The organism is Flavobacterium faecale, from assembly GCF_048320115.1.
In the GTDB taxonomy this organism is placed as follows: Bacteria; Bacteroidota; Bacteroidia; order Flavobacteriales; family Flavobacteriaceae; genus Flavobacterium; species Flavobacterium faecale_A.
This window is the reverse complement of record NZ_CP182943.1, coordinates 3,419,984-3,444,692: the sequence shown is the minus strand read 5'-3', so window position 1 is coordinate 3,444,692 and position 24,709 is coordinate 3,419,984. Positions and strand designations below refer to the sequence as shown.

The window sequence follows — 24,709 nt, the reverse complement described above, 5'->3', positions numbered from 1 at the left end:
TCCGAAGCCTTAAAGTTTCGGATTTTTTTTGGGTTATAAACAAAAAAACAGAAGTTGTAAACATTAATTTGTAATAACTAAATTCGATTATTTTTATAATTTAAGTTACTTTCGTGAGATGGAAAATTTCAAAAATATAAACCCCGTTAAGGTGGATAAATCGACAATAATAAGTCTAGAAAAAGGAAAATTACCTCCACAGGTGATAGAATTAGAAGAGGCGGTATTGGGTGCCATGATGATTGATAAAAAGGGGGTTGATGATGTCATTGATATTTTACAACCTGATGCTTTTTATAAAGAAGCGCACAAACATATTTTTGAAGCAATTGTTCAATTATTTACTGAAACACAGCCTATTGACTTGTTAACTGTTTCTGCCCAATTGAAAAAGAATGCAAAGTTAGAACTAGCAGGAGGTGATCTTTACTTGATTCAATTGACTCAAAAGATATCTTCCTCAGCGCATATCGAATTTCACTCGCGTATTATTCTACAAAAGTTTATTCAACGTAGTTTGATCCGAATTTCATCTGAAATTATTGAGGCATCATATGATGAGACTACAGATGTATTTAACTTATTAGATCAAGCTGAATCTAAGCTTTACGAGGTTACTCAAGGAAATATCAAACGTAGTTCTGAAACAGCTCAAAGTTTGGTACTCCAAGCCAAAAAGAAGATTGAAGAAATTAGCAAACAAGAAGGATTAAGTGGTGTAGAAACTGGTTTTACTAATTTAGATAAATTGACTTCGGGGTGGCAACCAAGTGATTTGATTATTATTGCAGCAAGACCTGCGATGGGAAAAACTGCTTTCGTACTTTCCATGGCTAGAAATATGGCAATTGATTACGGACATCCTGTGGCATTGTTCTCCTTGGAGATGGCATCAGTTCAGTTAATTACTCGTTTGATTTCTTCAGAAACTGGATTGTCCTCTGAAAAATTGCGTACAGGAAAACTAGAACCACATGAATGGACCATGCTAAGCACCAAGGTTAAGAACCTTGAAAAAGCACCGCTTTATATTGATGATACGCCTTCATTATCCATTTTTGACTTACGTGCTAAGGCAAGACGATTGGTGTCCCAACACGGAATCAAAATTATCGTAATTGATTATTTACAATTGATGACCGCTGGAGGAAATGCAAAAGGAGGCGGAAACCGTGAGCAAGAAATCTCGACTATTTCTCGAAATTTAAAAGCATTGGCAAAGGAACTAAACGTTCCTGTTATTGCACTTTCTCAACTTTCTCGTGCGGTAGAAACCCGTGGATCTAGTAAGAGACCTTTGCTTTCTGACCTTCGTGAATCTGGAGCAATTGAGCAGGATGCTGATATTGTTTCCTTTTTGTATCGTCCAGAATATTATAAGATCGAAGAGTGGGATGACGATGAAGCTTCACCTACTGCAGGTCAAGCAGAAATAATGATTGCAAAACACCGTAATGGTGGAATTGAAAATGTTCGTTTGAAATTCTTAGGACACTTAGGTAAGTTTGATAATTTAGACGATTTTAGTGGTAATTATGATGATTTACCCTCTTCAATGAATCAAGATGAAAATCCTTTTTCAACCAAAAGTTTGCCTTCTGCAAATGAAGCATTTGGTAGTACTTTTAATGATGACGATGATGATGATAGCGATATGCCGTTTTAACTAAAAACAAAATATAATATTAGGAAAAGCCTTTGTAGAAATACAAAGGTTTTTTTGTTATCCAGTTATACTTGTTCAATTTGGATTGCAGCAATAACTATAAAATCCAGTATCTTTGAGTAAAATAATAAAAAAATGGGTTTCAAAAATACAATTGTACTGCTAATCATATTGTTTTCATTTTCTACCAAGGCTTCTTTTGTCTTACTCCCAATGGATGAAACGACTCAAAAAAATCATTTGAAAGCTTATGGAATCACTTTTTGGTGTTTGGACAAAAAATACAAGGCCAGTTGGCTACTCAATTATAGAGGAGGTTCCTTTTTATTGCCCGATGCATCCGAAATCCGAAAAGAATGTCAAATTAGAGGAGTAAGTTTTGAAGTGCTATCTGATGCAGATGCCAATTCGATCCTAAATGAAATTTCTAGTCCTTCCCAAAACATGGAAACGGTAATACTTGAAAAAGCACCCAAAGTAGCTGTTTATACACCAAAAGGTAAACAACCGTGGGATGATGCAGTAACCTTGGTTTTGACCTATGCTGAAATTCCTTTTACCCCAATATATGATGAAGAAGTATTAAGTGATCAACTCATTTTATACGATTGGCTGCATTTGCATCATGAAGATTTTACAGGGCAGTATGGGAAGTTTTATGGAGCTTACAAAAGTACGCCATGGTATATTGAGCAAAAAAAATCAGCCGAAGACCTAGCGGCTAAATTGGGTTTTGCCAAAGTTGCACAAGCAAAAGGCGCAGTAGCAAAGAAAATTCGTGATTTTGTAATTGGAGGAGGATTTATGTTTGCAATGTGTTCGGCTACAGACAGTTTTGATATTGCTCTAACTGCTGATGGAATTGATATTTGTGAACCCATGTTTGACGGAGATCCTTCTGAAGCAAATTATCAGTCGAAATTAAATTATTTGAATTCATTTGCGTTTAAAGATTTTATATTGGAAAGAAGACCTGAAAAATATGAATTTTCAGATATAGATATGACTGAAAAAAGACGTATTCCTATGGATAAGGATTACTTTACCTTAATGGAGTTTTCAGCCAAATGGGATCCAATTCCTAGCATGTTATGCCAAAATCACACACAATTGGTAAAAGGCTTTATGGGGCAAACCACTGCCTTTGATTCGAATTTGATAAAATCTAATGTATTGCTAATGGGAACTTGTGAACTGAATGGTGAAGCTCGTTACATTCATGGAGAAAAAGGAAAAGGGATGTTTGCTTTTTTCAGTGGTCATGACCCTGAAGATTACCAACATCAAGTAGGGGATGCTCCAACCGTTTTGGATTTGCATCCCAATTCACCGGGTTATCGGTTGATCTTGAATAATGTTTTATTCCCTGCAGCAAGAAAAAAGAAACTGAAAACCTAAAATTCTATCCTAGGTTTATAATGATCGTTTATTTAATTTGAAGGTAGAATTTATTACCATCAGCATCCGTAGCAATTAACTTTCCATTTTCGTTTGATTCAATAACAATATTGATTTCAGGTTTATCTAAAACATTGTATAGTTTACCTTCTCCGTGTTCACCTTCTATATTAATGTTACCACGAATATCATTTCCTTTTTCATCAACACCAGTAACTTCGTGATCGTATTTAAACTCCGTATTTCTGAAACTGTAATTCTCTATTTGAATGTTATTTAATCGATGGTGAAAAGCAACCTTTTCATCGGTCTTTTCTTCTTTTATGTCATTGTCCTTGCATGCTGCCAAAAGAAATAAAACAGTTCCTACCGAAAATAAGTATTTATAGATTTTCAAAAGCATTTTTTTTCTTTCAAATGTAGGGATTCCTATAATTTGTTTTTTACGGAAAACCTCATTTTGAGTGTTTATTTCAAGAAAATAAGCAGGAAAATAGGTGTAATCGATTTACAATCGATTACGTACATAGAGAGATGATGGGATATTAAATAATTCCTAAATCTTTAGACAAGGCAATTAGTTGGACGTTGTTGTTAGCTTTAAAATAAGATTTAAGTTTTGTAATTTTTTTTTCGATACTGCTACTGCTACTAGGGTTGATAGTGTTCGTTTTGAAGTAGGTTGAAATTTCTTCCAAGGTGTATCCTTTGGACATTAATTGTAGAATTGAAATGTCATAATCGTCAATTTCTATAAGATTGCGATCATTTAATTTCTGTTCTATTTCGATAGGGATGACAACCTCATGATTCAAATAGATGTCTTGAATTGCTTTTTGTAATGTAGGGATACTGTTTCTACCTTTTAAGATATATGCATTGATTCCTGATTTTTCAAACAAATATTTTATGCGGTACGATTTGTCCTCAATGCTGTAGACAACTATTTTAATATCAGGTTGTATTGTTTTAACGGTATTAATTAATTCTTCACCAGTGAATAGTGTTGTATTTATATGACTGTCTTTGAAAGAAAGATCACAAATGAGTAAGTCATAAGGTTGTTGCTCTAATATTGCTTTTTTTATTTTCAGAAAGGCTTCATCACAATGGCTAACTTGATGAACTTCTTCAATTTTAAGTTTTTCAAGCATTAACTTTAATGTCATGCCAATGCTGTCGATATCTTCAGAAATTAAAACTTTTTTAAACATAATAAGAAGTGTTAAGTTGGAATGTTTATAGATACTTTAAACCCTTTATTTGGATGAGATTCGAATTTTATTTTACCGTTAATACTATTGATTCTGTTTTCAACGTTAGAGAGTCCGTTCCTGTTTTTAGTTTTCTCTAGATCTACACCAATTCCATTGTCTGCATAATTGATAATGATTCCTTTCTTCGAATCCTTAAATAAAAGTATCGTGAATTTACATTGACTATGTTTTTTCATATTGATCAAAAGCTCTTGTAGTACTCTATGTATGATGATTTTTTTGTTAGGATCTACTTTCTTCCAATCAATGAGCTCTAAATTTTTAACTACAATACTTACGGATTCATTGCTAAATTCTTGAATCATTTCCTTTAAATTAGCTGCAAAAGGCGCTCCGGTTTCTATTGGGCTGTTTTCTCTAGAAATATTTCTTGTGGTTGAATAAATTAGATCTAAATTTTCTAATAGCTTTTCTTTGTTTTCAATCGAATTTAAATCATGTGATTCAGTAAAAGCAATGGTTTGATAGAGATCATTAGCTAATTCATCATGTAGTTTTTTTGAGATTCTTGTTTCTGTATCATAGGATGTTTTTAGTTTTTCTTTTTTGTTTTTTTCGACTTGTAAATAAATTATAAAAACCGCTACGATGAGTATAATTCCTATCGCAAGATAGAGTACCAAATTTTTTAATTTTTGTTGTTCTTGCCGTAAGGCTTTTTCAGTTTTCAGCCTTTGGTTTTCTTCTTTTTCTTTTTTCGAATCGTACTTTATTTTTGCAAATTGATTTTTGGCTATTTGCCTAACTCTAGTAATGCTGTCATTTAGCGTTATATATTTCAGGGAGTATTGTTTAAGTTGGTTTCCGTGGCTATGTTGGATTAAGTGTTTTAAGGCGGTTAATTGATCATCAGCACTTCTTAGTTCAGTTGCTTTCTGGTAAGCTAAGTTGGCGTATCTAATGGCTTCTTTTGGAGCTTTCTCTGAGTAAAACTCGTATAAATATATGTAGCTGGTTACAAGTTCCCACTCGTCGGGTAAAAATTCTTTATAATTTAGGTTGATATCTAGAGCTTTCATTAAATACGAAATAGCTTTATTGTTTCCAGTTTTATAATAACAATAACCTAAATAGTTTAAAGTTGTAGAGTATAATTGAAGATTATTAATAATTTCTTTTTTTGACAATAAGGGTTCAAGTATTTTTATAGCATTATAGTACTCTTTCTTTTTTAGAGAAATGTAGCCAATGTTTAGTTGGCTTGTGAGTTTTCGCTCCGAATCTGTTTTGAATGAAATTGATTTATTGAAATAGTATAGAGCGCTTTGGTAATCTAAAGTATGTATGTGATTTAATCCTAAAATACTATAAATGCGCCATTTGAAATTTTCATTTTTTACATTTGAAATGTATGGAATTGCTTCTGTTGCGATAGTTTCTGCACTTGCATAATCTCCGTGTATTTGTAGAATAGATGTTAAATATGTAATTGTGTAAACATATTTTTGGGTATTTTTATTGGGATTACAAATGCTTTTTGCTTTGTCAAAGCAATAAAATGCTTTATTAAATTCGGACTCTTTATGGTATTTTTCTCCTAGTTTTATGTACTCTTCAATCTCTTCAGTCGTTTCATTTTCGTTAACAACAGTACTTTTTGCTTTTTCTTTACAAGAAAAGAAAGAAAAAAGTAGTGTTAATAGGAGTAGTATTGTAAGAAAGTGGTGTTTGGAAATCATGAGACTAAAATACTATTTTTCTTAATAAGTATATTGTGTTAGTCTAAAATATTAAAGCTTTTTTTGAACATTTTTTAAAACAAAAAACCCCATCTCGCCTAGGCGGATGAGGTTTCTATATAAGTAAGTAAGCTTAAATTGAGGTTGATAAAACGTTTATTTTACTTTATTAAGTACAGCTTTGAAAGCTTCAGGGTGGTTCATCGCTAAATCTGCAAGAACTTTTCTGTTCAATTCGATTCCGTTAGATTTTACTTTACCCATGAATTGTGAATAAGACATTCCTTCTAATCTAGCTCCAGCGTTGATACGTTGAATCCATAATGAACGGAAATTTCTTTTGTTCACTTTTCTATCGCGGTATGCATAGCACATTGCTTTTTCTACCGCATTTTTAGCAACTGTCCAAACGTTTTTACGTCTACCAAAGAAACCTTTGGCTTGCTTCATTATTTTTTTTCTTCTTGCTCTTTTAGCAACTGAGTTTACCGATCTTGGCATAATTTTTACTTTTTTTTTGTAGCAGGCGGCCCGAATTGAATCAAGAGCACTTATAGGCCATACTCCAAGGTTATTAAATTGTTTTAACCTAGAATCTAGTTGTTCGTTGTTGGTTGTCAGTTATTGGATATAAGTCCATCAACAATCAACCGTCAACTATCAACCATTTAGATGATTCTTAATTGTTGTTTGATGCTTTTCTCATCTGTTTTGTGAACTAGCGCTGAGTGAGTCAAAGCTAATTTACGTTTTTTAGATTTTTTAGTCAAGATGTGACTTTTGAAAGCATGCTTTCTTTTAATTTTTCCAGAACCAGTAACTTTAAAACGTTTCTTGGCGCTAGATTTAGTTTTCATTTTAGGCATTTTTTCCTAGTGTTTTAATTTATTCTTACTTACTTATTTTTTGTTTCAAGTTTATTGTTTCAGGTTTTTAACTAATTACTAAAAACTGTAAACTGAATACTTCTTATTTTTTCTTTTTAGGAGCAATGAACATAATCATTCGCTTTCCTTCAAGAACTGGCATCGCTTCAACTTTACCAAATTCTTCCAAATCTTGAGCCAAACGTAATAATAGAATTTGCCCTTGATCTTTATAAATAATCGAACGACCTTTAAAGAATACAAAAGCTTTTAATTTTGAACCTTCCTTTAAGAATTTTTCAGCATTTTTTCTTTTGAATTCATAATCATGCTCATCTGTTTGAGGACCAAAACGAATTTCTTTTACAGTAACCTGTGTCGATTTAGCTTTTAAGATTTTATCACGTTTCTTTTGTTCGTAAACAAATTTTTTGTAATCCATAATCTTGCAAACCGGTGGCTCTGCATTTGGCGAAATTTCAACTAGATCCAATTCAAATTGATCAGCTAGTTTTAATGCTTCAGAAAGTTTAAAAACTCCTGGTTCAATATTTTCACCTACGAGTCTTACTTCTTGTATTCCACGAATATTATTATTAATTCTGTGGGCATCTTTCTTTTCTACGCGAGGTTGGTAACCTCTGTTGCTTCTTATTGCTATGGCTTTATAAATTTAAGTTAAACTGTAAATACTTTTAATGTCTTTTTTATCTCTTCGTCAACAATAGCAGCAAATTCCTCTATTGTTATCGTAATGTTTCCTTTTCCTTCTTGACCGTGACGACGAATGGAAATTGTTCCATTTTTCTCCTCTTCTTCACCTACAATCAGCATAAACGGGATTTTTTGCATCTCCGCGTCTCTGATTTTCTTACCAATGGTTTCGTTTCGGTTGTCAATGAGGGCGCGAATTTCGTGATTTTCTAGCAAATCTAAAACTTTTTTAGCATATATTTCATATTTCTCGCTCAAAGACAAGATAATAGCCTGTTCCGGCATCAGCCAAAGTGGGAAATTACCCGCAGTATGCTCTAGTAAAATAGCTATAAATCGCTCCATTGAACCAAAAGGAGCTCTGTGAATCATTACAGGACGGTGCAATTCATTGTCTGATCCTTTGTAGGTTAAGTCAAAACGCTCCGGTAGGTTGTAGTCTACTTGGATCGTTCCCAGTTGCCATTGTCTCCCTAGGGCGTCTTTGACCATGAAATCCAACTTAGGGCCATAGAAAGCCGCTTCGCCATATTCAACTACAGTTTTCAAACCTTTGTCAGCAGCGGCATTGATAATAGCCGATTCTGCTTTCTCCCAGTTTTCATCTGTACCAATATATTTTTCCCTGTTTTCTTGATCTCTTAGTGAAATTTGTGCTGTGAAATCTTCAAATCCTAATGATCCAAAAACATATAAAACTAAGTCGATAACCTTCTTAAATTCCTCGTCGAGTTGTTCAGGTGTACAAAAGATATGTGCATCGTCTTGAGTAAAACCTCTTACACGAGTTAAACCATGTAATTCTCCACTTTGCTCGTAACGGTAAACGGTTCCAAATTCAGCATAACGTTTCGGTAGATCTTTATAAGACCAAGGGCGAACGTTGAAAATTTCACAATGGTGAGGGCAGTTCATTGGTTTTAATAAAAATTCCTCTCCTTCGTTTGGAGTACTTATAGGTTGGAAACTGTCAGCTCCATATTTAGCATAGTGTCCAGAAGTTACATAAAGTTCTTTTTGTCCAATATGAGGAGTAGCTACTTGTTCATAACCTGCTTTTTTTTGAGCTTTTTTTAAAAATTGCTCCAAACGTTCTCTTAAAGCGGCTCCTTTTGGTAGCCATAGCGGAAGACCTTGACCTACTTTTTGTGAAAAAGCAAATAATTCTAATTCTTTGCCTAGTTTTCTGTGGTCACGTCTTTTTGCTTCTTCAAGTAAGGCTAAATATTCAGTTAAATCTTTTTGTTTTGGGAATGAAGTTCCGTAAACTCGAGTTAATTGTTTGTTTTTTTCATCACCTCTCCAGTAGGCACCAGCAACGCTCATCACTTTCATGGCTTTGATGATTCCTGTGTTTGGAATGTGACCGCCTCGGCATAAATCGGTAAAAGTATCGTGATCGCAAAAAGTAATGGTGCCATCTTCAAGATTAGAAATCAATTCTGTTTTGTAAACGTTGTCCTTGTACATTTCTAATGCTTCCGCTTTAGTTACAGGATGCATTTTAAACTCGTGTTTTCCTCTAGAAATTTCTAATACTCGGTCTTCGATTTTTTTAAAATCTGCTTCAGTGATTTTGTGTTCTTCAAAATCTACGTCATAGTAGAAACCATTTGCAATAGCCGGTCCTAATGTTAATTTAATTCCAGGGTATAATTCCTCAAGAACTTGAGCCATTACGTGTGAAGTCGAGTGCCAAAAAGCTTTCTTTCCTCCTTCGTCATTCCAAGTGTAAAGAACAAGACTACCATCAGTGGTCAAAGGAGTAGAAGTTTCAATGGTTATGGTGTTGAAAGATGCTGAAATTACATTTCTGGCAAAACCTTCGCTAATGCTCTTGGCAACATCCATAGGTGTTACGTTTGGTGCATACTCTCTAACTGACCCATCGGGTAAAGTAATCTTAATCATTGTTTGTTTAATTTTAAGACTGCAAATATATATGATTACAAAAATACATACAATATATATGTAGCGTTTGTTTTTATGTTTTGTAAAACTTAGTGATTAATAATTTGATTTTGGTTGGGTGAGTTTAATGTTGATGTTGAGACGGTGTTTTTAGCGTTTGGCTATATTGGGGTGTTTTTTTAAAGGTGAAATAATAATTATTAGGTGTTGAGATATGTTTTTTGGAGCACTTAGAATAGTTTTCATTATTGGCTTTTGTCCCGCTATTCGCTATATCTGTTGTTTATGCTTAGGCAACACAACAGGATGCCGCTACTATCGGGGCTAAAGATGAAGATTTATTTTTTACATAACGATTTTATGTAGAATGTCTGTATAGTGGGGAGTAAATAGTGTTACCTATATTATAGGAATAAAAAGTGCTGTTTTGGTTTGGGGTAGGGTGTAGGTTGAAGTGGAAAAACACTGAAGTACTCTTATAATGATATAGAATTACATTAAGTTCTTGAAATAATCAGACGCAAATACTGAAAATAGTCTAATAATACGAGTGATTACGATATGGTCCATAGTATTCCCGATAATAAAAACGCTAAATTCCTACAAATGCAAAAACATAAACAATGCATTTTCAGCATATTGTAAAAAAGATTAAAAAAAGGTTGTTGTGGGGTATTGTTTAATTGGGAAGACTCACTACTTTTGCACCCGCAACAGCGAATGCGTTCATCGAAATACTGACAGGTTTTAAGAGAAATAAAGAGGGAGAAATTCTTCTAGAAAAAATATCAAAAAAAGCTTGTGAGATTAGGATTTACGTTTTACATTTGCACCCCGCAAGAATAGAGAAGTTCATTGAGTTATTGATAAGAGAGGTTAAAGAAATAGAAATAAAATTCTAAAAAAAAACTTTAATTTTTTCTTGCCAGAAACAAAAGAGTTTTTTACTTTTGCACCCGCTTCGAGAAACACATGAGAATGTGGTTAACGAGGATAAAAAAAAGAAGAATACGTTCCTAGACATATTGAATTGACAGCCGTTTTAACAGAGATGTTAGAACAAAAGAATAAGAGTAATAGAATCGATAGATTCGAATAAAAACCGATAGATACTGAGTCGACAATTAATAGTCCGCCACGGCGGACGCACAATATACGATGAAGAGTTTGATCCTGGCTCAGGATGAACGCTAGCGGCAGGCTTAACACATGCAAGTCGAGGGGTATAGGTTTTCGGACCTAGAGACCGGCGCACGGGTGCGTAACGCGTATGCAATCTACCTTTCACAGAGGGATAGCCCAGAGAAATTTGGATTAATACCTCATAGTATTATGAATTGGCATCACTTTATAATTAAAGTCACAACGGTGAAAGATGAGCATGCGTCCCATTAGCTTGTTGGTAAGGTAACGGCTTACCAAGGCTACGATGGGTAGGGGTCCTGAGAGGGAGATCCCCCACACTGGTACTGAGACACGGACCAGACTCCTACGGGAGGCAGCAGTGAGGAATATTGGTCAATGGACGCAAGTCTGAACCAGCCATGCCGCGTGCAGGATGACGGTCCTATGGATTGTAAACTGCTTTTGTACGAGAAGAAACACTCCTACGTGTAGGAGCTTGACGGTATCGTAAGAATAAGGATCGGCTAACTCCGTGCCAGCAGCCGCGGTAATACGGAGGATCCAAGCGTTATCCGGAATCATTGGGTTTAAAGGGTCCGTAGGCGGTTTAGTAAGTCAGTGGTGAAAGCCCATCGCTCAACGGTGGAACGGCCATTGATACTGCTAAACTTGAATTATTAGGAAGTAACTAGAATATGTAGTGTAGCGGTGAAATGCTTAGAGATTACATGGAATACCAATTGCGAAGGCAGGTTACTACTGATATATTGACGCTGATGGACGAAAGCGTGGGTAGCGAACAGGATTAGATACCCTGGTAGTCCACGCCGTAAACGATGGATACTAGCTGTTGGGAGCAATCTCAGTGGCTAAGCGAAAGTGATAAGTATCCCACCTGGGGAGTACGAACGCAAGTTTGAAACTCAAAGGAATTGACGGGGGCCCGCACAAGCGGTGGAGCATGTGGTTTAATTCGATGATACGCGAGGAACCTTACCAAGGCTTAAATGTAGTTTGACCGATTTGGAAACAGATCTTTCGCAAGACAAATTACAAGGTGCTGCATGGTTGTCGTCAGCTCGTGCCGTGAGGTGTCAGGTTAAGTCCTATAACGAGCGCAACCCCTGTTGTTAGTTGCCAGCGAGTCAAGTCGGGAACTCTAACAAGACTGCCAGTGTAAACTGTGAGGAAGGTGGGGATGACGTCAAATCATCACGGCCCTTACGCCTTGGGCTACACACGTGCTACAATGGACGGTACAGAGAGCAGCCACTGGGCGACCAGGTGCGAATCTACAAAACCGTTCTCAGTTCGGATCGGAGTCTGCAACTCGACTCCGTGAAGCTGGAATCGCTAGTAATCGGATATCAGCCATGATCCGGTGAATACGTTCCCGGGCCTTGTACACACCGCCCGTCAAGCCATGGAAGCTGGGGGTGCCTGAAGTCGGTGACCGCAAGGAGCTGCCTAGGGTAAAACTGGTAACTAGGGCTAAGTCGTAACAAGGTAGCCGTACCGGAAGGTGCGGCTGGAACACCTCCTTTCTAGAGCCTTAGTGTTAGCTTTTAGCACGCTAGGGAAAAAGACGAAGAATCTTTCGGATTTAGAATATTGAGAATTTATTACTCTTGCTGTTAATTTAAAGAAATTGAAAAAAGAATTAAGTAAAAACAGAGTCTCGTAGCTCAGCTGGTTAGAGTACTACACTGATAATGTAGGGGTCGGCAGTTCGAGTCTGCCCGGGACTACTATTTTATACTTAAGAGGAAATTTTAGAGGTTGAGTTACACGAAAAGTGAACCGTTTCAAAAAACTGTTAACTGAATACTGTTAACTGACAACTAGATACGGGGGATTAGCTCAGCTGGCTAGAGCGCCTGCCTTGCACGCAGGAGGTCAACGGTTCGACTCCGTTATTCTCCACAAAGGCCCCTCCTAACCTCCCCAAAAGGGAGGAATACAGAGCAATCGGCTCTCCCCCTTCGGGGGAGCTGGAGGGGGCTTAAAGTTCATTGACATATTGAGATAAGAAAAGTAAAAAATAAGTAGAAAGAGTTTTTTGCTAGTGATAGTAAAAGACAAAAAATAACGGTCATAATTAATTTTATGATTGGTACAATAAGCAAAATAAGGGCGTATGGGGGATGCCTAGGCTCTCAGAGGCGAAGAAGGACGTGATAAGCTGCGAAAAGCTACGGGGATTGGCACACACAAATTGATCCGTAGGTATCCGAATGGGGCAACCCACTATGTTGAAGACATAGTACACCGATAGGTGGGCAAACCCGCTGAACTGAAACATCTAAGTAGGCGGAGGAGAAGAAAACAAAAGTGATTCCGTAAGTAGTGGCGAGCGAACGCGGATTAGCCCAAACCAATGTTGTTAAGGCAATGTTGGGGTTGTAGGACCACGAGATTTTATGTACAAGGAACCGGAAGTTACTGGAAAGTGACGCCATAGAGGGTGATAGCCCCGTATGGGTAACGAGTATAATAAATAGTGGTATCCTGAGTAGGGCGGGGCACGTGAAACCCTGTCTGAATTTGGCGGGACCATCCGCTAAGGCTAAATACTCCTGAGAGACCGATAGTGAACCAGTACCGTGAGGGAAAGGTGAAAAGAACCGTGAATAACGGAGTGAAATAGATCCTGAAACCATACGCTTACAAGCGGTCGGAGCCCTTTGGTGGGGTGACGGCGTGCCTTTTGCATAATGAGCCTACGAGTTAACGTTGCTGGCAAGGATAAGTGGTTAAGCCACGGATCCGTAGCGAAAGCGAGTCTGAATAGGGCGCTTTAGTCAGTAGTGTTAGACGCGAAACCGTGTGATCTACCCATGGACAGGTTGAAGCTTTGTTAACCCAAAGTGGAGGACCGAACCCGTTGACGTTGAAAAGTCTTGGGATGATCTGTGGGTAGGGGTGAAAGGCCAATCAAACTCGGAAATAGCTCGTACTCCCCGAAATGCATTTAGGTGCAGCGCTGGTTATAAGTTATATAGAGGTAGAGCTACTGATTGGATGCGGGGGCTTCACCGCCTACCAATTCCTGACAAACTCCGAATGCTATATAATGTTTACCAGCAGTGAGGGCTTGGGTGCTAAGGTCCAAGTCCGAGAGGGAAAGAACCCAGACCATCAGCTAAGGTCCCCAAATATATACTAAGTTGAAAGAACGCGGTTTGTCTGCCCAGACAGCTAGGATGTTGGCTTGGAAGCAGCCATTCATTTAAAGAGTGCGTAACAGCTCACTAGTCGAGCGGACGAGCATGGATAATAATCGGGCATAAGTATATTACCGAAGCTATGGATTTTGTAGCAATACAAAGTGGTAGGGGAGCATTCTAACAGGGTTGAAGGTTTTTCGTAAGGAGAGCTGGACTGGTTAGAAAAGAAAATGTAGGCATAAGTAACGATAATGCGGGCGAGAAACCCGCACACCGAAAGACTAAGGTTTCCACAGCTATGCTAATCAGCTGTGGGTTAGTCGGGACCTAAGGCGAACCCGAAAGGGACAGTCGATGGACCACGGGTTAATATTCCCGTACTACTAATTACTGTGATGGGGTGACGGAGTGATGAAAGCGCCGCGAACTGACGGAATAGTTCGTTGAAGTACCTACCTATAAGAACCGCAGGCAAATCCACGGTTTTTGGGGAAATACGATAGTACTCGGAGTCTTCGGACAAAGAGATAGTGCGCCTAAGGGCTTCCAAGAAAAACCTCTAAACTTCAGGTAATTAGTACCCGTACCGCAAACCGACACAGGTAGTCGAGATGAGAATTCTAAGGTGCTCGAGAGATTCATGGCTAAGGAATTAGGCAAAATAGACCCGTAACTTCGGGAGAAGGGTCGCCAGCAGCAATGCTGGCCGCAGTGAAGAGGTCCAGGCGACTGTTTATCAAAAACACAGGGCTCTGCAAAATCGTAAGATGAAGTATAGGGCCTGACACCTGCCCGGTGCTGGAAGGTTAAGAGGAGATGTTATCTTCGGAGAAGCATTGAATTGAAGCCCCAGTAAACGGCGGCCGTAACTATAACGGTCCTAAGGTAGCGAAATTCCTTGTCGGGTAAGTTCCGACCTGCACGAATGGTGTAACGATCTGGACACTGTCTCAGCCATGAGCTCGGTGAAATTGTAGTAACGGTGAAGATGCCGTTTACCCGCAGTGGGACGAAAAGACCCTGTGCACCTTTACTATAGCTTAGTATTGACCTTGGATAAATGATGTGTAGGATAGGTTGGAGACTGTGAAGTGGCGTCGCTAGGCGTTGTGGAGTCATTGTTGAAATACAACCCTTTGTTTATCTGAGGCCTAACTCCGCGTTGCGGAGGACATTGCTTGGTGGGTAGTTTGACTGGGGTGGTCGCCTCCAAAAGAGTAACGGAGGCTTCTAAAGGTTCCCTCAGTACGCTTGGTAACCGTGCGAAGAGTGCAATGGCATAAGGGAGCTTGACTGAGAGACATACAGGTCGATCAGGTACGAAAGTAGAGCATAGTGATCCGGTGGTTCCGCATGGAAGGGCCATCGCTCAAAGGATAAAAGGTACGCCGGGGATAACAGGCTGATCTCCCCCAAGAGCTCATATCGACGGGGGGGTTTGGCACCTCGATGTCGGCTCGTCACATCCTGGGGCTGGAGAAGGTCCCAAGGGTTGGGCTGTTCGCCCATTAAAGTGGCACGCGAGCTGGGTTCAGAACGTCGTGAGACAGTTCGGTCTCTATCTACTGTGGGCGCAAGAAATTTGAGTGGATCTGATTCTAGTACGAGAGGACCGAATTGGACAAACCTCTAGTGTATCTGTTGTCACGCCAGTGGCACTGCAGAGTAGCTACGTTTGGAAGGGATAAGCGCTGAAAGCATATAAGCGCGAAACCCACCACAAGATGAGATTTCTTTTAAAGGTCGTGGGAGATGACCACGTTGATAGGCTATAGATGTAAAGGCAGTAATGTCATAGTCGAGTAGTACTAATAACCTGTAAGCTTATGTACAAGGTCAGCCCCCTAACCCCCGAAGGGGGAACAAGAGGGCTGGCGAAACTTTCTAATAAATAAAATTTTCTTTATCTCAGTATGTTAAGATATTTGTCCCTCCATGCCTTTTTTAGTAAAGGAACGCCAAACATCACGCGGTTGGCTCTCCCCCTTTGGGGGAGTTGGAGGGGGCTATAATCTTAAGGTGGTTATTGCGGCGGGGCTCACCTCTTCCCATCCCGAACAGAGTAGTTAAGCCCGCCTGCGCAGATGGTACTGCAGTTATGTGGGAGAGTATGTCGTCGCCTTTCTTTAAAACCCTGTTTCTAACGAAACGGGGTTTTTTGTTTTATAGCTTTTTTTGTTTTATTTTTTAAAAAAATAAGGTAAAAGTTAATCCGAACAGAGTAGTTAAGCTCGCCGGAGTCCCGAAACATCGGGAGTACTGCAGTTATGTGGGAGAGTATGTCGTCGCCTTTAGCTTCGCTCAGTTCGGGCTTTGCCCTCGTGTCTTTAAAACCCTGTTTCTAACGAAACGGTTTTTTTTGTTTTACAAACTTTTCTGCTAATTTGAATATATTCATATCCTTGTTATTTATTTGATGTTGTTTTTTTGTTTGGCTCTATTTTGTCCTTATTTTTACTTACAATAAGCAATAGATACTATGAAAAAAATATTTTTACTTTTAACAATTACTTTATTCAATCAAATAAATGCCCAAGAACGTCCAAAATTAGTGGTTGGAATCGTTGTGGATCAAATGAAAATGGAATATTTATATCGTTTTCAAGATGATTTCTCGGAGAATGGCTTTAAAAGATTGATGAATGGGGGATATGTTTTTCAAAACATGCACTTCAATTATATGCCAACATATACTGGACCGGGACATGCATCTATATATACAGGAACAACTCCTTCTATTCATGGAATACTTGCAAATGATTGGTTTGATAAATCGGTAGGAAAATCAAGATATTGTGCAGAAGATGCATCGGTAACTCTGTTAGGAGATGGAAATAAAATTGAGGGAATGATGTCCCCTGTTAATTTAGAAACAACTACAATTACTGACGAATTGCGGTTAGATACAAATTTTAGAGGTAAAGTAATTGGAATTAGTATTAAAGATCGTGGTGCTATTTTGCCAGCTGGTCACTTTGCTAATTGGGCTTTTTGGCTTAGTGATACGGGCAATTTTATTTCTAGTAGTTTTTATGGTACTAAATTACCTAATTGGGTTATGGAGTTTAATGCTAGAAAAAAATACGCTTCTTATTTAGATAAAGATTGGAATTTGTTAAAACCAGAATCGGTTTATAATGAAAGTTTGACAGATGATAATAATTATGAAGGACTTTTGTTTGGAAGTAAGAAGCCTGTTTTTCCGTATGACTTAAAATCAATGTATGAAAAAAATGGTGCTAAAATCATAAAATCCACCCCTTTTGGGAATAATTTTTTAGCTGATTTTGCTAAAGAAACGATTGCTAATGAAAATTTAGGTACGGATAGTGATACTGATTTTTTAACGGTTAGTTTTTCTTCAACAGATTATGTTGGTCATTTGACAAGTTCTCGTTCAAGAGAGATTCAAGACACTTATTTACGTTTAGACGAAACTATTACAGACTTTCTTTCTTATCTAGATAAAAAGGTGGGTAAAGGTAATTATCTGTTATTTTTAACTGCTGATCATGCTGCAGAAGAGAATGCGAGTTTTTTAAGAGATAATAAATATAATGTACAAAATATTAATTCTAAGGAGTTGGTAAGTGGGCTTCGTCAATATTCAAAAACTACCTTTGGAGCGGATGTTGTATTAAATTACTCTAATGATAATTTATTTTTTAATAAAAAAATAATTCAAGAAAAAGGCATTGATTTAAATAAGGTAAAAACTTTGTTTAAAGAGTATTTAATGACTTTTCCACATATAAAAAGAGTGTATTTAGAGGAAGAGATTCTTGCTGATACGGGATCAGATTATTTTTTAAGTTTTATATCAAAAGGTTATGATCCTAAACAAAGTGGTGATTTAGTTATTCTTGATAAACCTGGAGGACATGGAGGTAAAGGTACTTCTCATGGTACTCCTTATGTATATGATACTCATGTTCCAGCAATCTTTTATGGATGGCATATCAAAAAAGGAGAGTCTTTTGAAAAAAAATCAATAACACAAATTGCTCCAACTATAGCACAAAAAATAAAAGTCTCTTTTCCTAATGGTACAGAAGCAAATGTATTATCAGAGGTTCTAGATAAATAATATAAAAAAAATCCCATTTCGATTGGAATGGGATTTTTTGTTTTTATTGAGCATCAGCTATTTGAGGTAAACCTATTTGACCTTTTATTAAGTCTTCAAAGGTTTCATGTGCACGAATAAGATGTCCTTGACCGTTCATCCAAAGTACTTCAGCTGGTTTGTATCTTGAGTTGTAATTAGATGCCATTGAGAAGCAATATGCTCCTGCATTTCTAAAACTTAAAATATCACCTTCATTTATTTCTGAAATCCTACGGTTGTTAGCAAATGTATCTGTTTCGCAAATATATCCTACCACAGAATAAAAGCGTTCTTTTCCTTTTGGATTAGAAATGTTTTCAATATGGTGTGACGAACCATAAAACATTGGACGTATTAAATGGTTAAATCCACTATCAATGCCTGCAAAGACAGTTGACGTTGTCTGTTTAACAACATTAACTTTAGCTAAGAAATAACCAGCTTCACTCACCAAGAATTTTCCTGGTTCAAAGATTAAGGTTAAGTTTTTACCGTATTCTGTACAAAATTCATTGAATCTTTTGGATAATTTTTTCCCTAATTCTTCAATATCCGTTTCTATATCGTCTTTTTTGTATGGAACTTTGAATCCGCTTCCGAAATCTAAAAATTCTAAGTCTTTAAAGTGTCTTGCAGCGTCAAATAAGATTTCGGCAGCATATAAGAATACTTCAATATCTAAGATGTCAGATCCAGTGTGCATGTGTATCCCTACGATGTTCATTTTGGTATTTTCAACAATACGAACTAGATGTGGTAATTGGTGTACAGAGATACCAAATTTACTGTCAATATGTCCTACTGAAATGTTTGCATTTCCACCCGCCATTACGTGAGGATTTATACGAATACAAACAGGAACATTTGGATGTTTGGCTCCAAATTGTTCTAGTATTGAAAGGTTGTCAATATTGATTTGAACACCTAGTGCATTTACTTCTTCGATTTCTTCTAGAGAAACTCCGTTTGGTGTGTAAAAAATACGCTCTGGAGAATATCCTGCATGAAGTCCTAATTGTACTTCTTGGATAGAAACGGTATCCAATCCTGAACCCATTCCTTCTAGTAATTGAAGTATCGCAACGTTAGATAATGCTTTCATTGCGTAATTTATACGCAGTTTTTCTACTTTAGAGAAAGCTTTAGTTAATCTATTGTATTGTGATTTTATTTTTTCGGCATCATACACATATAGCGGACTGCCAAATTGTTCTGAAAGTTGAAGTAAGTCTTTTGGTTGCATTTTAATTTTTTGAGCAAATTTATTATTCTTTATTGGTTTTACAATGCATTTTACTATTTCTAACAAAATATAACATAATGTTTGTTTTGTAATTATTATCGTCTTTTTAGAAGTAATCGTTATTTGTTTTTATTAATCTCATTTATAACTTCTCCTAATAATTGGTAGGATTTTATTCGTGCATTTTGATTATGGCAGTTAGTAGTGATAATTAATTCATTTATTTCGGTTTGATTTAGAAAATCGATTAATTCCGTTTTTACCTTATTTTTAGAACCAATAAATGTGTAGCGAGCCATTTGTTGTACAGTAGGGTGGGAGAAAGTTTCTCTTAAATCATCTGTCATCTCACAAGCTTCATCAAGAGATTCTCTTTTGGCTCCAGTTAGCAAACTTATTATCATTTTTATAAAAGATGTTGCCATTCGTTCTGCTTCTTGATCAGTATCGGCAATAAATGCATTAATTCCTGCCATTACGTAAGGCTTTTGAAGTAGTGCTGAAGGCATGAACTCTTTTCGATATATTTCCAAAGCTGTAAATAATTGTGCCGTTGCAAAGTGGCTTGCAAAAGCGTACGGAAGTCCTTTTTTTGCTGCTAGATGTGCACTTTCTGTGCTTGAACCTAAAATATAAATTGGAACATTTACACCTTCAGCTATTGGAGCTCTTACCTTTGCATTTTGATTGTTGCTCGCAAAATAGGTTTGAATTTTTTCAATTTCATCTGGAAAGGAATGTGCAGCATCCATAAAATCGGAGCGAATCGCTCTTGCGGTTTCTTGGTCGGTTCCAGGAGCTCTTCCTAATCCTAGATCAATTCGGTTTGGGTAAATCGTACCTAAAGTTCCAAACTGTTCTGCAATGATAAGTGGGGAGTGATTAGGGAGCATGATTCCTCCTGAACCTACTTTTAAAGTTCTTGTAGCCTGTGCCACATGACCAATTAAAACTGAAGTGGCACTACTTGCAATGGCAGGCATATTGTGATGTTCTGCTAACCAGTAACGCTTGTATCCAAACCCTTCTACTTTTTGAGCAAGAGCTATCGTATTTTTAATGGTATCATTGAAGGAACTTCCTTTAGTCACAACTGCAAGATCTAAAACGGAATAAGCGATTGGATGATTGTTCATAGTTTTTATTTTGATAGCAACAAAGATAAGGCTGTTGTCTAAACTGCTTCTGCATGAAAATCATAAAATAAGACTAAAGTTCTTGAATTGATTTGAAGGAGATACAGTGGTTTAGCATAGACCAACTTGTTTTTTTATAAACAATTTTGCTGAATTTCAAGTTATAAGATGTTGTTATTTTGTTGATTTAAATAATCTTATCAAATTGACCTTATTATAGTTCTTAATCGTATAAATTACGATGGTGAATAATAACGAGGTACATTTGAGAATTGATTCTTACCGCTAGCTAAGGCATGAAAGTCTTTTCCAGTAGGTTCTTCAAAAACTTCCAGATGAAACTGCGAAGTAATGGTTAGCAAATGATCAAAAATATCCGATTTGATTTGCTCGTATTTTTCCCATTGTTTTTCGTGTGTGAAACAATAGATTTCTAGTGGTAACCCTTTCGATGTTGGGTCTAATTGCCTCACCATATTTGTCATTTTGGTGTTGATGTTTGGATTGGCAATAATGTAGTTTTCGGCATATACTCTAAAAACGCCAATGTTTGTTAAACTTAATGCATTAACGGGGTTAGATTCACTATCTGCTAAACCAGAATTGTATTTTTTTATTTCTTCTTCTTTTTCTAAAATGTAATCCTTGATAAGCGTGTATTTTTTAAATTGTTCTAGCATTTGTTCATTACAAAAACAGAAGCTACTTACTTTAAGGTAAATGGATCTGTTGATTCTTCGTCCTCCTGAATTACTCATACCACGCCAGTTTTTAAAGGAATCATTGATAAAAGCATAAGTAGGAATAGTTGTGATGGTCTTGTCCCAGTTTTGAACTTTTACTGTGCTTAAATTAATAGACAATACAACACCATCAGCATCATATTTTGGCATTTCAATCCAATCGTCTACACGAACCATATCATATACTGACATTTGAATGCTTGCTACAAAACCCAAAATAGTGTCTTTGAAAATTAATAGTAAGATTGCTGTCATCGCACCCATGGCACCCAAAAAGTAAAATGGACTCTTTCCAAGCAGTAATGACAAAATTAAAATTCCACCTATGAAATAAACAATAATATTTAATACCTGAATGTAGCTCGAAATAGGCTTGTCTTTGAAAATAGGAGACTTCGATAAAATTTCATTAAAGACTGCAAGTAATGCATTTATAGTCCAAACGATGACTATTAGAACAATAATCATAGCAAAAGTGACGGTGTATTTTGAAATTATTGGAAACTCGTGTAAAATGGAAGGAGCTACAAATAAGATAATTAAAGTGGGGATAATCAATGCGAGCTTGTCAAATATTTTTTTCTCGATTAAGATGTCATCCCAAGTAACCTTTGTTTTCAAAAAAAGTTTATGTATTGAATTTACAATTATTTTTTTGGTTAAAAGCCAAGAAATAAAACAACAAAGGATTAGACCAAAAAATAGAATTGGAAGATTCATATAGGATGCAATTTGTGGATCTATGCCAAAAAAATCGATTAACCATTTTGGGTCTAGTTGTATAGAAGTGTTTTTGTCGTTAAATTGAATCATGTTTTGTTTGTTTCTTTTTTGCAAAGTTAACATACATAATTTAAGTAAAGGATTGAACGGAAGTATTAGCCTTTCCTTAACAATGTAGTTTGGTTTTTGTGAATATTTACATAAAAAAGTGATAGGTGTATATGCTTTCACAGTGTGATTGGAACTTTATTAAAACTGTATTTCGCTAATAGTACAGTTGTGAATTGTTGAAGTCAAACAACTTATTGATGTGGTTAAGTAGGTACAAGTGTTTTTTAGCAGTTGTGAAGTTTGGTCTCCTAAAATGTGCTACATTTAGATTCTTGTATTAATTAATATTAAATTAGAAATTATATGAACATCCCCAAAAATCTGATATTAGAAGCCTGCATTAAAAAACAAAATGAACTAATAGTAGGTTTTCAAAACCGATTGGAAGCTATGACAGCTGATACTTTTGAAATAGATCAATCTCCAAGTCAAACCGATGATCGAGCAGCAGGTAAAATCGAACTTTTAAATGCTGTTGGTAATGAGCTTGATTTTGCTTTACGCGAGATGGAATTTCTTAAAACACTAAATCCAGAAAAAGAAAGTACGATTGTCGAACCAGGAGCTTTAGTAGTGACCGATAAGTTGATTCTTTACATTTGTGTATCCATTGAGCAAATTGAAGTTCAAGGTGAAATACTTTATGGGATTTCGACCAAGGCACCAATATACGCAGCCATGCGAGGACTTAAAAACGGGGATAATTTCCGTTTCAACGAAACAGAATATCAAATAAAGGCTATTTATTAAGGTTTCTAACTGAGATTTAGTTGCTAATCCACGGTTAGTACTGGAAATTGAGAATATATGTTACAATTACTTATACAGTAAATTAGTTATAGAAAGTGATAATTTGTTATTTGCTAACCTTTCCTAGAAGCTTACTTTTATGATGAGTCAATTTCTAAATAAAAGTGAGGGGATATAGCTGGAATGTTCAGATTAAAAAAACTAAATTTTGCAAAGAGGAAACTGAATACTTTTTTGTATTTTTGCACTCCAAATAAAGGACTAAGGATATGTTAGATAGACTTCAAATAGTAAAGCAGCGTTTTGATGAAATTTCGGATTTGATTATTCAACCGGATGTAATTGCAGATCAAAAACGATATGTTCAGCTTAATAAAGAATATAAAGACTTGAAGGCGTTAGCTGAAAAGAGAGACGAGTACGTGCTCTTAATGGCTAATATTGACGAGGCAAATGAAATAATTGCCGACGGTAGTGATGCGGATATGACAGAAATGGCCAAGATGCAGCTGGATGAAGCTAAAGAGCGATTACCAGAACTTGAAGAAGAAATCAAATTCATGTTAATTCCTAAAGATCCTGAGGATGCGAAGAATGTGATGGTGGAAATTCGTGCTGGAACGGGTGGGGACGAAGCGAGTATTTTTGCTGGAGATTTATTCCGTATGTATACTAAGTATTGCGAAAATAGAGGTTGGAGAACTTCTGTTGTAGATATGAATGAAGGGACTTCTGGAGGTTTCAAAGAGGTAATTTTTGAAGTTACAGGAGAAGATGTGTATGGAACATTGAAGTTTGAGGCCGGAGTACACCGTGTGCAACGTGTTCCACAAACTGAGACTCAAGGACGTGTGCATACTTCGGCAGCAACGGTAATGGTATTGCCAGAAGCTGAGGAATTTGATGTACAAATCGATATGAATGATGTACGTGTGGATTTCTTTTGTTCGTCAGGACCTGGTGGGCAATCTGTAAATACCACTAAATCGGCTGTGCGTTTGACACACATTCCTACAGGATTAGTAGCACAATGTCAAGATCAAAAATCGCAACATAAAAATAAAGACAAAGCTTTAATTGTATTGCGTTCTCGTTTATACGAACAAGAATTAGCGAAAAAACAAGAAGAAGATGCTTCTAAGCGTACGTCACAAGTAAGTTCTGGAGACAGATCTGCTAAGATTCGTACTTATAATTACGCTCAAGGTCGTGTGACCGATCACCGTGTGGGATTAACATTGTACGATTTGGGAAATATCATGAATGGTGATATTCAGAAAATTGTCGATGAATTACAATTGGTAAATAATATGGAGAAATTAAAGGAAGCAAGTGAGGTTTTTTAAATTTTGAATTTATTGAATAAAAAAAATGAGGCCTTTAAAGACCTCATTTTTTTTTAATGACATTATATTTATTGCTTAGCTTCTGCGTTTTCTTCAGACTTTGCACCCATACGATTTACAGTGTACATTGGAGCAAATTTGATTTTTAAAGCTGCAATTTTACGGTTGTCGCTTCCAGATAATCCTTCTTTTTCAACAGTATTTTTTCGGGTATCCAAAGCTTCATAAACAAGCTTGATTTCGTCCCAATCTTCACGAGAATAAGAATCTTTATTCTTTTGTACTGTATTAACAAAGTTTTGATATACAGAAAGGATATTGTCTTTGTTAACCCATTTAAACTGCATGTCGTCACTCACATAAGCAGGACCAAACAGAGATTTGTACATCACTATTTTAGTGTCATTGTTCATTTGTTCTTTTTTTGACACGATCTTCATTTTGAATTCCTCATATTTAATAGAGGCTTTATCCAATTTTTCTTGAATTTCAGCTTTGTCAGTGGCAGTTGTAATGGCTTTTTCAGCGTCCATTTTTACTTTATTATAATTTTCTTCAATGGCATTCCAGTTTTCCACTGCTTTTTCCTCGGCCACGGAGCTGATAGAATCAATGTAATGCGTGTAGTTGTCTAGTCTTCTTTCAGCCTCTTGTTGATTCTCATCTTTACAAGAAGTAAAGAAGGTTGCTGTTGCTAGAATTGTTACTATAAATGGTACTCTTTTCATTTTTTTGATTTTTTTAAT

16 protein-coding genes, 2 tRNA genes and 3 rRNA genes are annotated in these 24,709 nt (G+C 36.5%); 10 read left to right on the top strand and 11 right to left on the bottom strand.

Features of this window, described 5'->3' with window-relative positions:
• The first annotated feature begins 118 nt into the window (after positions 1-118).
• Both dnaB and ACNH59_RS14305 read left to right on the top strand, forming a co-directional pair.
• Complete coding sequence (gene dnaB / locus ACNH59_RS14310; protein WP_418263197.1) at positions 119-1,666, top strand: replicative DNA helicase; 1,548 nt, start codon at positions 119-121, stop codon at positions 1,664-1,666.
• A 135-nt stretch (positions 1,667-1,801) separates the two neighbouring features.
• Positions 1,802-3,064, top strand: coding sequence for an asparagine synthetase B (locus ACNH59_RS14305; RefSeq protein WP_418263196.1), 1,263 nt, complete (start codon positions 1,802-1,804; stop codon positions 3,062-3,064).
• Positions 3,065-3,092: 28 nt separating this feature from the next.
• Here ACNH59_RS14305 and ACNH59_RS14300 read toward each other — a convergent pair whose 3' ends face one another.
• The 7 genes from ACNH59_RS14300 to thrS all read right to left on the bottom strand — a co-directional run bounded on the left by ACNH59_RS14300 (position 3,093) and on the right by thrS (position 9,511).
• Positions 3,093-3,467: a hypothetical protein gene (locus ACNH59_RS14300; protein ID WP_418263195.1), complete on the bottom strand. Its 375-nt coding sequence runs from the start codon at positions 3,465-3,467 to the stop codon at positions 3,093-3,095.
• Between the two features lie 142 nt (positions 3,468-3,609).
• Positions 3,610-4,278, bottom strand: coding sequence for a response regulator (locus ACNH59_RS14295; protein WP_418263194.1), 669 nt, complete (start codon positions 4,276-4,278; stop codon positions 3,610-3,612).
• A gap of 11 nt (positions 4,279-4,289) precedes the next feature.
• On the bottom strand, positions 4,290-6,020 hold the full coding sequence (locus tag ACNH59_RS14290; RefSeq protein ID WP_418263193.1) for a tetratricopeptide repeat-containing sensor histidine kinase: 1,731 nt from the start codon (positions 6,018-6,020) through the stop codon (positions 4,290-4,292).
• Between the two features lie 156 nt (positions 6,021-6,176).
• Positions 6,177-6,521 (bottom strand): 50S ribosomal protein L20, encoded by a 345-nt coding sequence (rplT, locus tag ACNH59_RS14285; RefSeq protein WP_077371129.1) that lies wholly within the window; start codon positions 6,519-6,521, stop codon positions 6,177-6,179.
• Between the two features lie 167 nt (positions 6,522-6,688).
• Positions 6,689-6,886, bottom strand: coding sequence for a 50S ribosomal protein L35 (rpmI, locus tag ACNH59_RS14280; RefSeq protein WP_011921545.1), 198 nt, complete (start codon positions 6,884-6,886; stop codon positions 6,689-6,691).
• A 103-nt stretch (positions 6,887-6,989) separates the two neighbouring features.
• The gene (gene infC, locus ACNH59_RS14275; protein ID WP_418264904.1) at positions 6,990-7,547 is read right to left on the bottom strand and encodes a translation initiation factor IF-3; all 558 of its coding nucleotides are present in this window, start codon (positions 7,545-7,547) and stop codon (positions 6,990-6,992) included.
• 17 nt (positions 7,548-7,564) lie between these two features.
• The gene (gene thrS, locus ACNH59_RS14270) at positions 7,565-9,511 is read right to left on the bottom strand and encodes a threonine--tRNA ligase (RefSeq protein WP_418263192.1); all 1,947 of its coding nucleotides are present in this window, start codon (positions 9,509-9,511) and stop codon (positions 7,565-7,567) included.
• A gap of 1,155 nt (positions 9,512-10,666) precedes the next feature.
• On the opposite strand from thrS, the gene ACNH59_RS14265 reads away from it, so the two are divergent.
• From ACNH59_RS14265 to pafA, 6 genes are all read left to right on the top strand, one after another.
• Positions 10,667-12,180, top strand: a 16S ribosomal RNA gene (locus tag ACNH59_RS14265).
• A gap of 130 nt (positions 12,181-12,310) precedes the next feature.
• A tRNA-Ile gene (locus ACNH59_RS14260) sits at positions 12,311-12,384 on the top strand.
• A 101-nt stretch (positions 12,385-12,485) separates the two neighbouring features.
• Positions 12,486-12,559 (top strand) — tRNA-Ala (locus ACNH59_RS14255).
• A gap of 193 nt (positions 12,560-12,752) precedes the next feature.
• Positions 12,753-15,635: ribosomal RNA gene (locus tag ACNH59_RS14250) — 23S ribosomal RNA — on the top strand.
• A 183-nt stretch (positions 15,636-15,818) separates the two neighbouring features.
• Positions 15,819-15,928: ribosomal RNA gene (rrf, locus tag ACNH59_RS14245) — 5S ribosomal RNA — on the top strand.
• Together the 16S, 23S and 5S rRNA genes with 2 tRNA genes alongside form the textbook arrangement of a ribosomal RNA operon.
• Positions 15,929-16,282: 354 nt before the next feature.
• The gene (gene pafA / locus ACNH59_RS14240) at positions 16,283-17,890 is read left to right on the top strand and encodes an alkaline phosphatase PafA (RefSeq protein ID WP_418263191.1); all 1,608 of its coding nucleotides are present in this window, start codon (positions 16,283-16,285) and stop codon (positions 17,888-17,890) included.
• Between the two features lie 43 nt (positions 17,891-17,933).
• Here the strand turns inward: pafA and lysA are convergent, their stop codons facing one another.
• From lysA to ACNH59_RS14225, 3 genes are all read right to left on the bottom strand, one after another.
• Positions 17,934-19,160 carry a diaminopimelate decarboxylase gene (gene lysA, locus ACNH59_RS14235; RefSeq protein ID WP_418264903.1) on the bottom strand — a complete coding sequence of 409 codons (1,227 nt, stop codon included), beginning with the start codon at positions 19,158-19,160 and terminating at the stop codon, positions 17,934-17,936.
• Positions 19,161-19,273: 113 nt separating this feature from the next.
• Entirely contained in the window at positions 19,274-20,290 is a 1,017-nt protein-coding gene (locus ACNH59_RS14230; protein WP_418263190.1) for an LLM class flavin-dependent oxidoreductase, read from the bottom strand.
• Positions 20,291-20,526: 236 nt separating this feature from the next.
• The gene (locus tag ACNH59_RS14225) at positions 20,527-21,846 is read right to left on the bottom strand and encodes a mechanosensitive ion channel family protein (protein WP_418263189.1); all 1,320 of its coding nucleotides are present in this window, start codon (positions 21,844-21,846) and stop codon (positions 20,527-20,529) included.
• A gap of 324 nt (positions 21,847-22,170) precedes the next feature.
• Here ACNH59_RS14225 and ACNH59_RS14220 point away from each other — a divergent pair, with 324 nt between their 5' ends.
• Both ACNH59_RS14220 and prfA read left to right on the top strand, forming a co-directional pair.
• Complete coding sequence (locus tag ACNH59_RS14220; RefSeq protein WP_418263188.1) at positions 22,171-22,617, top strand: hypothetical protein; 447 nt, start codon at positions 22,171-22,173, stop codon at positions 22,615-22,617.
• Between the two features lie 269 nt (positions 22,618-22,886).
• Positions 22,887-23,963: a peptide chain release factor 1 gene (prfA, locus tag ACNH59_RS14215; protein WP_418263187.1), complete on the top strand. Its 1,077-nt coding sequence runs from the start codon at positions 22,887-22,889 to the stop codon at positions 23,961-23,963.
• Positions 23,964-24,031: 68 nt separating this feature from the next.
• On the opposite strand, the gene ACNH59_RS14210 is transcribed toward prfA, so the two are convergent.
• Complete coding sequence (locus ACNH59_RS14210; RefSeq protein ID WP_418263186.1) at positions 24,032-24,691, bottom strand: hypothetical protein; 660 nt, start codon at positions 24,689-24,691, stop codon at positions 24,032-24,034.
• Positions 24,692-24,709 lie beyond the last annotated feature (18 nt).

Bases quoted from the DNA above. Each gene is read 5' to 3' on its own strand.
- ACNH59_RS14290 (WP_418263193.1), bottom strand. From the start codon at position 6,020: ATGATTTCCAAACACCACTTTCTTACAATACTACTCCTATTAACACTA.
- ACNH59_RS14220 (WP_418263188.1), top strand. From the start codon at position 22,171: ATGAACATCCCCAAAAATCTGATATTAGAAGCCTGCATTAAAAAACAA.
- ACNH59_RS14300 (WP_418263195.1), bottom strand. From the start codon at position 3,467: ATGCTTTTGAAAATCTATAAATACTTATTTTCGGTAGGAACTGTTTTA.
- ACNH59_RS14230 (WP_418263190.1), bottom strand. From the start codon at position 20,290: ATGAACAATCATCCAATCGCTTATTCCGTTTTAGATCTTGCAGTTGTG.
- rplT (WP_077371129.1), bottom strand. From the start codon at position 6,521: ATGCCAAGATCGGTAAACTCAGTTGCTAAAAGAGCAAGAAGAAAAAAA.
- ACNH59_RS14305 (WP_418263196.1), top strand. From the start codon at position 1,802: ATGGGTTTCAAAAATACAATTGTACTGCTAATCATATTGTTTTCATTT.
- prfA (WP_418263187.1), top strand. From the start codon at position 22,887: ATGTTAGATAGACTTCAAATAGTAAAGCAGCGTTTTGATGAAATTTCG.
- ACNH59_RS14210 (WP_418263186.1), bottom strand. From the start codon at position 24,691: ATGAAAAGAGTACCATTTATAGTAACAATTCTAGCAACAGCAACCTTC.
- dnaB (WP_418263197.1), top strand. From the start codon at position 119: ATGGAAAATTTCAAAAATATAAACCCCGTTAAGGTGGATAAATCGACA.
- pafA (WP_418263191.1), top strand. From the start codon at position 16,283: ATGAAAAAAATATTTTTACTTTTAACAATTACTTTATTCAATCAAATA.
- ACNH59_RS14295 (WP_418263194.1), bottom strand. From the start codon at position 4,278: ATGTTTAAAAAAGTTTTAATTTCTGAAGATATCGACAGCATTGGCATG.
- ACNH59_RS14225 (WP_418263189.1), bottom strand. From the start codon at position 21,846: ATGATTCAATTTAACGACAAAAACACTTCTATACAACTAGACCCAAAA.
- rpmI (WP_011921545.1), bottom strand. From the start codon at position 6,886: ATGCCTAAAATGAAAACTAAATCTAGCGCCAAGAAACGTTTTAAAGTT.
- thrS (WP_418263192.1), bottom strand. From the start codon at position 9,511: ATGATTAAGATTACTTTACCCGATGGGTCAGTTAGAGAGTATGCACCA.